Here is a 7282-nt window from a genome sequence, read left to right as displayed (position 1 = left end):
CATGAGACCGCGGGTGCAGCGCGCACCCGGTCTTCCCTGCGCCCTCTCTTTTTTGAGGGCAAACGAATTTACAAAACTCGGGCGAATGCTGTCGCGGGGTTGCGAAGCTATGTTCAGTCGTCTTCATCCGCGAAGGCGGATGATCCAGTATTTCGAGGAGCCCGTGATTGAACCGAGAACTCGCGGCGTACTGGATACTCCGCCTTCGCGGAGTATGACGGTGGTGGGTGGAGAATGGCGCATTGTTATTAGCGTCATTGCGAGCGAAGCGAAGCAATCCAGAGCCGCCAAGGAAGACTGGATTGCTTCGTCGCTGCGCTCCTCGCAATGACGGTATTGGAATTCAACTCTCCCCGCACGCGGGGCAAGATAAGAACGCAATCACCGCTGTTTGAAAATTGAATCAATCACTCAGCCGCGGCCGGGGTCGGCAGCGTTTCGTCGACCGCGGGCGGCACGCGGTTCGGCGCTTCGTTCTCGTCATCGATCCGCGCCAGCTTCTCGCGCGCTTCCTCGGCTTCGCGCTGCCGGTTCCACATGCTGGCATACAGCCCGCCGGTCGACAAAAGCTTCGAATGCGTCCCGCGCTCGGCGATCCGGCCCTGGTCCAGCACAATGATTTCGTCGGCGCCGACGATGGTCGACAGCCGGTGCGCGATCACCAGCGAGGTGCGGTTGCGCGACACCCGCTCCAGCGCGCCCTGGATTTCGTGCTCGGTGTGGCTGTCGAGCGCCGAGGTCGCTTCGTCGAGCAGCAGGATCGGCGGCGCCTTGAGCACGGTGCGCGCGATCGCCACCCGCTGCTTCTCGCCGCCGGACAGTTTCAGGCCGCGCTCGCCGACCTGGGTCTCATAGCCCATCGGCGACAGCTTGATGAAACGGTCGATCTGCGCCAATTGGGCGGCCTCCTCGACCTCGGCATCGCTGGCGCCCCACCGCCCATAACGGATGTTATAGCGGATGGTGTCGTTGAACAGCACCGTGTCCTGCGGCACCATGCCGATCGCGGCGCGCAGCGACTCCTGGGTCACGTTCCGGATGTCCTGGCCGTCGATCAGGATCTGGCCGCCCGAGACATCGTACAGACGAAACAACAGCCGCGAGATGGTCGATTTACCGGCGCCGGAGGGACCGACGATCGCGACCGTCTTGCCGGCCGGCACCTCGAAGCTGAGGCCTTTCAGGATCGGACGCTCGGGATCGTAGGAAAAGCGCACATTGTCGAAGCGCACATGGCCCGAGGTCACGATCAGGGGTTTGGCCCCCGCAACATCCCTGACCTCGGGCTTCTGCGACAGCACTACGAACATCTTCTCGATGTCGATGATCGCCTGCTTGATCTCGCGATAGAGCATGCCCATGAAATTCAGCGGCTGGTAGAGCTGGATCATCATGGCGTTGACCATGACGAAATCGCCCACGGTGTTATGGCCCGAGCGGACGCCGAGCGCGCACATCAGCATGGTCCCGGTCAGCCCGGCGGTGAAAATGACCGCCTGCCCGGTATTGAGCACCGCCAGCGAGGTGTAGGTTTTCACGCTGGCGCGCTCATAGCCCTCCATCGAGCGATCATAGCGCGCGGCTTCGCGCGCCTCGGCGCCGAAATATTTCACCGTCTCGTAGTTCAGAAGCGAGTCGATCGCCTTGGTATTGGCGTCGGTGTCGGATTCGTTCATCTTGCGGCGGATCTCGATCCGCCACTCGGTCGCGATGTAGGTATAGTACATGAAGACCACGACCGTGAGCAGCGTGGCGACGAGATAGCGCCAGTCGAATTTCCACAGCAGCACCACCATCAGCAGCGACACTTCGACGATGGTCGGCAGCAGTTGCAGGATCACCATCCGGACGATGGTCTCGATGCCGGTGCGGCCGCGCTCGAGCACCCGGGTCAATCCACCGGTCTTGCGCTCCAGGTGAAAGCGCAGCGACAGCTCGTGCATGTGGACGAAGGTGATGAAGGCGAGCTTGCGCACCGCATGCATCGCTACTCTGGCAAAAATGCCGTCGCGCCATTGCGTGAGGATCGCCATCAGCACGCGCAGCGCGCCGTAGCTGCCGGTCATGATCAAGGGCGAGGCGATCAGCCATAGCTGCCAGTTGGACGATTGCACGGGCGCGCTACCCGTCCCGGTCAACGCATCGATGGCCCATTTGAACGTAAACGGCACCGTCATCGTCGCGACCTTGGCGATCAGCAACAGCACCACCGACCAGACCACGCGCATTTTGAGATCGGCGCGATCGCCGGGCCAGATGTAGGGCCACAGATGCGCCAGCGTGCCGATCAGGGTGGCGCGTTCGACGGACCTGTCGGAGGCTGGCGCTGCGCCGGCGCCCGCGGACGAATCGGCGCTGGACTGATCGGCATCAGCCATCAGCGGCAACCCGGGGCAAATTCAGCGCGCCGGCGCGGAGCCGCCGGTATTTTTTGCTTCGTGGACATTCCGTAGTCATATAGAGCGTTTTGGTCCGCCGGCCAGCCGCGCGGAGGTCGTTCTTCTCGATTTTAAGCATTTGCGGCTAGATTCAACCCTGCCATCCGCCCCCGGTCTTGACGCGCTTTACGCTGCAGTGCCACATGGCGAACATGAGCAAGATCAAAACCGTATGTGTCTATTGCGGCTCCGGTCCGGGCACTAATCCGCTTTTTATTGAGACGGCCGTTGAACTCGGCAAGGCGCTCGCCGAAAACAATATCCGCCTAGTCTATGGCGGCGGCTCGGTCGGCCTGATGGGCGCGGTCGCCAAATCCACTTTGGATCACGGCGGCTCCGTCACCGGAATTATTCCGGATTTCCTCAGGGCCAAGGAAAATGCGCTGGCGCATGTCCAGGAGATGATCGTCACGCCGGACATGCATGAGCGCAAGCGGCTGATGTTCGAGCGCTCCGACGCGTTCGTGGCGCTGCCCGGCGGCATCGGCACGCTGGAGGAACTGGTCGAGCAACTGACCTGGCAGCAACTCGGACGTCACAGCAAGCCGGTGCTGCTCGCCAATATCGATGGCTTCTGGGAACCGCTGCTGGCGCTGCTGGCGCATATGCGCGCCACCGCGTTCATCCGCCCGACCCTGACCGTCGACATCCTGAAAGCCGAGCGGGTCGCCGATATCCTGCCACGGCTGCGCGCCGCGGCGGCGCTGGCGCCTGACGGTACCGAGGAACTGGCGCCCGAAGTCGCACGGCGGCTGTAGGGTCTCTTGTTTTGACGCGTTTTCTTCACGCGAACCGGTAGCCACTTCGCTCGAAAACGCTCTGGCTACTCCGCCGGAAACGTCACCGCTTCGATACGGTTGCCGTCGGGGTCGATGACGAAGGCTGCGTAATAACGCACGCGGTCATGTGGCCGCAGTCCTGGCACGCCGTCGGATCGGCCCCCCGCGCCCAGCGCTGCGGCGTGAAACGCATCGACCTCGGCGATCGATTTCGCCCGCAGGCAAATATGTGTTCCGCTCTCCGATGGAACTGACGCCATACCGGCGCGCAGATTGATCCAGAACTCGGGGTAACTCTTGCCGAACCCGATCGTCGCCGGCCGCGTGACGACGCGCGACAGCCCCAGCGCCGCCAGCGTTGCTTGGTAAAAACGCGCGGCGCGCTCGAGGTCACGAACGCCGACGGAGACGTGGTCGATCATCGCAAGCCTCCGTTAAGTTCATCGTCATTGCGAGCGAAGCGAAGCAATCCAGGGCAAAAAAGCAAGGACTGGATTGCTTCGTCGCTGCGCTCCTCGCAATGACGGTGTTTCCCAGCCTATATCCTCACGCCGGCGCGCCGGATTTCACCAGCTTGTAGATCACCGAATCCATCAGCGCCTGGAACGAAGCATCGATGATATTGGGCGACACCCCGATCGTGGTCCAGCGCTCGCCTGCTTCATCCTCGCTCTCGATCAGCACCCGCGTCACCGCCTCGGTGCCGCCATTGAGGATACGCACGCGGTAATCGACCAGCTTGAGGCCCTCGATATATTTCTGGTATTTGCCGAGATCCTTGCGCAGCGCGACGTCGAGCGCGTTGACGGGGCCGTTACCCTCGGCCGCCGAGATCAATTTCTCGCCGGCGACATCGACCTTCACCACCGCCATTGCCACCGTGACGCGCCGGCCGTTGGCGTTGTAGCGCTGCTCGACATTGACGTCGAATTGCTCGACCTGAAAATATTCCGGCACCCGGCCCAGCGTGCGCCGCGCCAACAGGTCGAACGACGCATCGGCGGATTCATAGGCATAGCCGGCGGCTTCGCGCTCCTTCAATTCCTCGACCAGCCGGGCCAGCTTGGGGTCAGCCTTGTCGTAGGCGATGCCGGCACGGTCGAGTTCGGCGATGACATTAGAGCGGCCGGCCTGATCGGAGACCAGCACCTTGCGGCGATTGCCGACCAGTTCCGGCAATACATGTTCATAGGTGTGCGGATCCTTCATCACCGCGGAGGCATGAATGCCGGTCTTGGTGACGAACGCGCTTTCGCCGACATAGGGCGCGTGGCGATTGGGCGCGCGATTGAGCATATCGTCGAGCGTACGCGACACCTTCATCAAGGTCGCCAGTCTGTCTTCGGACACGCCGATCTCGAACGCCTCCGAAAACTCATGCTTGAGCCGCAGCGTCGGGATCAGCGAGCACAGATTGGCATTGCCGCAGCGCTCGCCGAGGCCATTCAGCGTGCCCTGGATCTGGCGTACGCCGGCGCGCACCGCGGCCAGTGAATTGGCGACCGCCTGCTCGGTATCGTTATGGGCGTGGATGCCGACGTGATCGCCCGGGATCTGTTTGATCACCTCGCCGACGATGGTCTCGACCTCGTGCGGCATGGTGCCGCCATTGGTGTCGCACAGCACCACCCAGCGCGCGCCCGTTTCATAGGCCGCCTTGGCGCAGGCCAGCGCGAATTCGGGATTTTCCTTGTAGCCGTCGAAGAAATGCTCGCAGTCGAGCATCACTTCGCGGCCCGCTTCCTTGGCCGCCCTCACGCTGTCGCGGATCGAGGCGAGGTTCTCTTCATTGGTGGTCTCCAGCGCCACCCGCACCTGATAGGCCGAGGCTTTTGCCACAAAACAAATCGCGTCGGCCTTGGCTTCCAGCAGCCCCGCGAGGCCCGGATCGTTGGAGGCCGAGCGGCCGGCGCGCCTGGTCATGCCGAACGCGGTGAAGCGTGCATGGTCAAGCTTTGGCCTGGTGGCAAAGAATTCGGTGTCGGTGGGATTGGCGCCGGGATAGCCGCCCTCGACATAGTCGATGCCGAGTTCGTCGAGCATGTGGGCGATCAATTGCTTGTCATGCAGCGTGAAATCGACGCCGTTGGTCTGCGCGCCGTCGCGCAGCGTGGTGTCGAACAGATAGAGGCGCTCGCGGCTCATGTCGGTGCTCCCGGCGCGGCGCTCTCGGCTAAATTCTTCTGCATCGTGGTGTTGGCAAGCCATTCGCCATTCAAGGTCACCGTGTTGCGCTGCTTGGCAACATAGCCGCGCTTGGCAAACAGGGCCTGTGCGTTGTCGCTGGCATCGACCGTGAGACTCTTGGCGCCGCGGGCGCCGGCGAGTTTTTCCAACGCGTCGCACAGCATCGAGGCTATGCCCTGCCCGGCAGCGCTCGGATGGACATAGAGCATGTCGATATGATCTGCGCCCTTCAGCGAAGCAAAGCCAACCGGCGAATTCTGCAGCGTGGCGATCAGCGTGAGTTCGGAAGCCAGCCGCTTGCCGAACTGCTCTTCGTCATCGGCAACGCTCGCCCAGGCTTCCTGCTGCGCCTCACTGTAATCTTCGCCCGCCAACTCCTCGATGGCAGCGACAAAGATCGCCGCCAGCACCGGGGTATCCGCCGCGAGAAACGGCCGCAAAGCGGGTTTGGGCAATGCCTGTCCCATCAGCGCGCGACCTCCCAGGTGGTGCCGTCCTTGGAGTCCTTGATCACGATCCCCATCGCCGCGAGCAGGTCGCGGATGCGGTCGCTTTCCCCAAAATCTTTTCGCGCGCGCGCCGCCGTGCGGTCCGCGATCAGGCCGTCGATTTGCTTGGCATCGATGCCGCTGGCCTTTTGCTTGCGATCGTTCCACGCCGCCGAACTCTCGGACAGGAAACCGAGCAGCCGCAACGACGCCGCGAAGGCATCACGGTCGCGCTCGTTTCCCGAAGCCGCACTATTCCGCAAACCATGCAACGCCGCGACCATCTGCGGCGTGTTCAAATCATCCGAGAGCGCCTCGACAACGGTGTCGGCGACCCGCGTGCCTTTGGTATCGGCGGCGACCCAATACCAGTCATCCAGCGTCTTCGCGCTCTCTTCCAGTCCCTTCAAGGTCCAGTCGATCGGCGAGCGGTAATGCGTCTTGAGCATGTTGAGGCGCAACACTTCGCCCGGCCAATCCGCCAGCACCTCGTTGATGGTGAAAAAATTGCCGAGGCTCTTCGACATCTTCTCGCCCTCGACCTGCAGGAAGCCGTTGTGCATCCAGTAGTTCGCCATCGTCGGCGTGCCGTGCGCGCAGCGCGATTGCGCGATTTCGTTTTCATGGTGCGGAAAGATCAGGTCGAGCCCGCCGCCATGAATGTCGAAGACCTCGCCGAGATAGGCCGCACTCATCGCCGAGCACTCGATATGCCAGCCTGGACGTCCCCTGCCCCACGGACTTTGCCAGCCCGGCTCATCATCCGATGACTGCTTCCACAGCACGAAATCGGCGGGGTTTTTCTTGTGAGCATCGACGGCGACGCGCGCGCCGGCCAGTTGCTCGTCGAGCTTGCGGCCCGACAGCGCGCCGTAATCCGCCATCGATTGGGTGTCGAACAGCACTTCGCCGCCGGCCTCATAAGCGTGGCCGCGCGCGATCAATTGCTTGATCAACGTCACCATGTCGGCCTTGCCGTCGGGGCGCGGCAGCACGAAATCGGTGGCGCGCGGCTCGAATGTCGGCGGCAGGCAGCCGAGCGCCGCGACATCGGTATGGAACTGCGCCGCGGTCTTTTCCGTGACCTTGCGGATCGCCTCGTTCAGCGGCAGGCCGGGGAAATCGCGCGCGGCACGGTCATTGATCTTGTCATCGACGTCGGTGATGTTGCGGACATAAGTGACGTGACTTTCGCCGTGGAGATGCCGTAGCAGCCGGAACAGCACGTCGAACACGATCACCGGGCGCGCGTTGCCGATATGGGCGAAGTCGTAGACCGTCGGCCCGCAGACATACATGCGCACGTTGTTCGGATCGAGCGGCACGAAGGCGCGCTTTTCCTTGGTCAACGTATCGTGAAGGCGTAGTTCCATGGATATCCCGTCCCTTG

The 7282-nt window shown here is 62.6% G+C and carries 7 protein-coding genes; 2 read left to right on the top strand and 5 right to left on the bottom strand.

The window, feature by feature from the left end; translation table 11 throughout:
• Positions 1–331, top strand: a 331-nt coding sequence (locus tag GSQ88_RS35315) for a hypothetical protein (protein ID WP_210253868.1), incomplete at its 5' end; no start/stop codon positions are given.
• Between the two features lie 76 nt (positions 332–407).
• Here the strand turns inward: GSQ88_RS35315 and GSQ88_RS22590 are convergent.
• Complete coding sequence (locus GSQ88_RS22590; RefSeq protein ID WP_159009982.1) at positions 408–2378, bottom strand: ABCB family ABC transporter ATP-binding protein/permease; 1971 nt, start codon at positions 2376–2378, stop codon at positions 408–410.
• Between the two features lie 212 nt (positions 2379–2590).
• Here GSQ88_RS22590 and GSQ88_RS22585 point away from each other — a divergent pair, with 212 nt between their 5' ends.
• Positions 2591–3196, top strand: coding sequence for an LOG family protein (locus GSQ88_RS22585; RefSeq protein WP_174248088.1), 606 nt, complete (start codon positions 2591–2593; stop codon positions 3194–3196).
• A gap of 65 nt (positions 3197–3261) precedes the next feature.
• Here the strand turns inward: GSQ88_RS22585 and GSQ88_RS22580 are convergent, their stop codons facing one another.
• The 4 genes from GSQ88_RS22580 to cysS all read right to left on the bottom strand — a co-directional run bounded on the left by GSQ88_RS22580 (position 3262) and on the right by cysS (position 7265).
• Positions 3262–3639 carry a VOC family protein gene (locus GSQ88_RS22580; RefSeq protein ID WP_159009980.1) on the bottom strand — a complete coding sequence of 126 codons (378 nt, stop codon included), beginning with the start codon at positions 3637–3639 and terminating at the stop codon, positions 3262–3264.
• Between the two features lie 124 nt (positions 3640–3763).
• Positions 3764–5362, bottom strand: coding sequence for a citramalate synthase (cimA, locus tag GSQ88_RS22575; protein ID WP_159009979.1), 1599 nt, complete (start codon positions 5360–5362; stop codon positions 3764–3766).
• Positions 5359–5871: a GNAT family N-acetyltransferase gene (locus tag GSQ88_RS22570; RefSeq protein ID WP_159009978.1), complete on the bottom strand. Its 513-nt coding sequence runs from the start codon at positions 5869–5871 to the stop codon at positions 5359–5361. Before GSQ88_RS22570 ends, cimA begins: the two co-directional genes overlap by 4 nt.
• Positions 5871–7265: a cysteine--tRNA ligase gene (gene cysS, locus GSQ88_RS22565; protein ID WP_159009977.1), complete on the bottom strand. Its 1395-nt coding sequence runs from the start codon at positions 7263–7265 to the stop codon at positions 5871–5873. Before cysS ends, GSQ88_RS22570 begins: the two co-directional genes overlap by 1 nt.
• Positions 7266–7282 lie beyond the last annotated feature (17 nt).

Source organism: Bradyrhizobium sp. S69 (assembly GCF_009766005.1).
Classification (GTDB): Bacteria; Pseudomonadota; Alphaproteobacteria; order Rhizobiales; family Xanthobacteraceae; genus Bradyrhizobium.
Note: the sequence above shows the minus strand (reverse complement) of the source record. Positions and strands in the feature narration are given on the sequence as shown.

Coding starts and splice junctions, on each gene's coding strand:
- GSQ88_RS22590 (WP_159009982.1), bottom strand. CDS start 2,378: ATGGCTGATGCCGATCAGTCCAGCGCCGATTCGTCCGCGGGCGCCGGC.
- GSQ88_RS22585 (WP_174248088.1), top strand. CDS start 2,591: ATGAGCAAGATCAAAACCGTATGTGTCTATTGCGGCTCCGGTCCGGGC.
- GSQ88_RS22580 (WP_159009980.1), bottom strand. CDS start 3,639: ATGATCGACCACGTCTCCGTCGGCGTTCGTGACCTCGAGCGCGCCGCG.
- cimA (WP_159009979.1), bottom strand. CDS start 5,362: ATGAGCCGCGAGCGCCTCTATCTGTTCGACACCACGCTGCGCGACGGC.
- GSQ88_RS22570 (WP_159009978.1), bottom strand. CDS start 5,871: ATGGGACAGGCATTGCCCAAACCCGCTTTGCGGCCGTTTCTCGCGGCG.
- cysS (WP_159009977.1), bottom strand. CDS start 7,265: ATGGAACTACGCCTTCACGATACGTTGACCAAGGAAAAGCGCGCCTTC.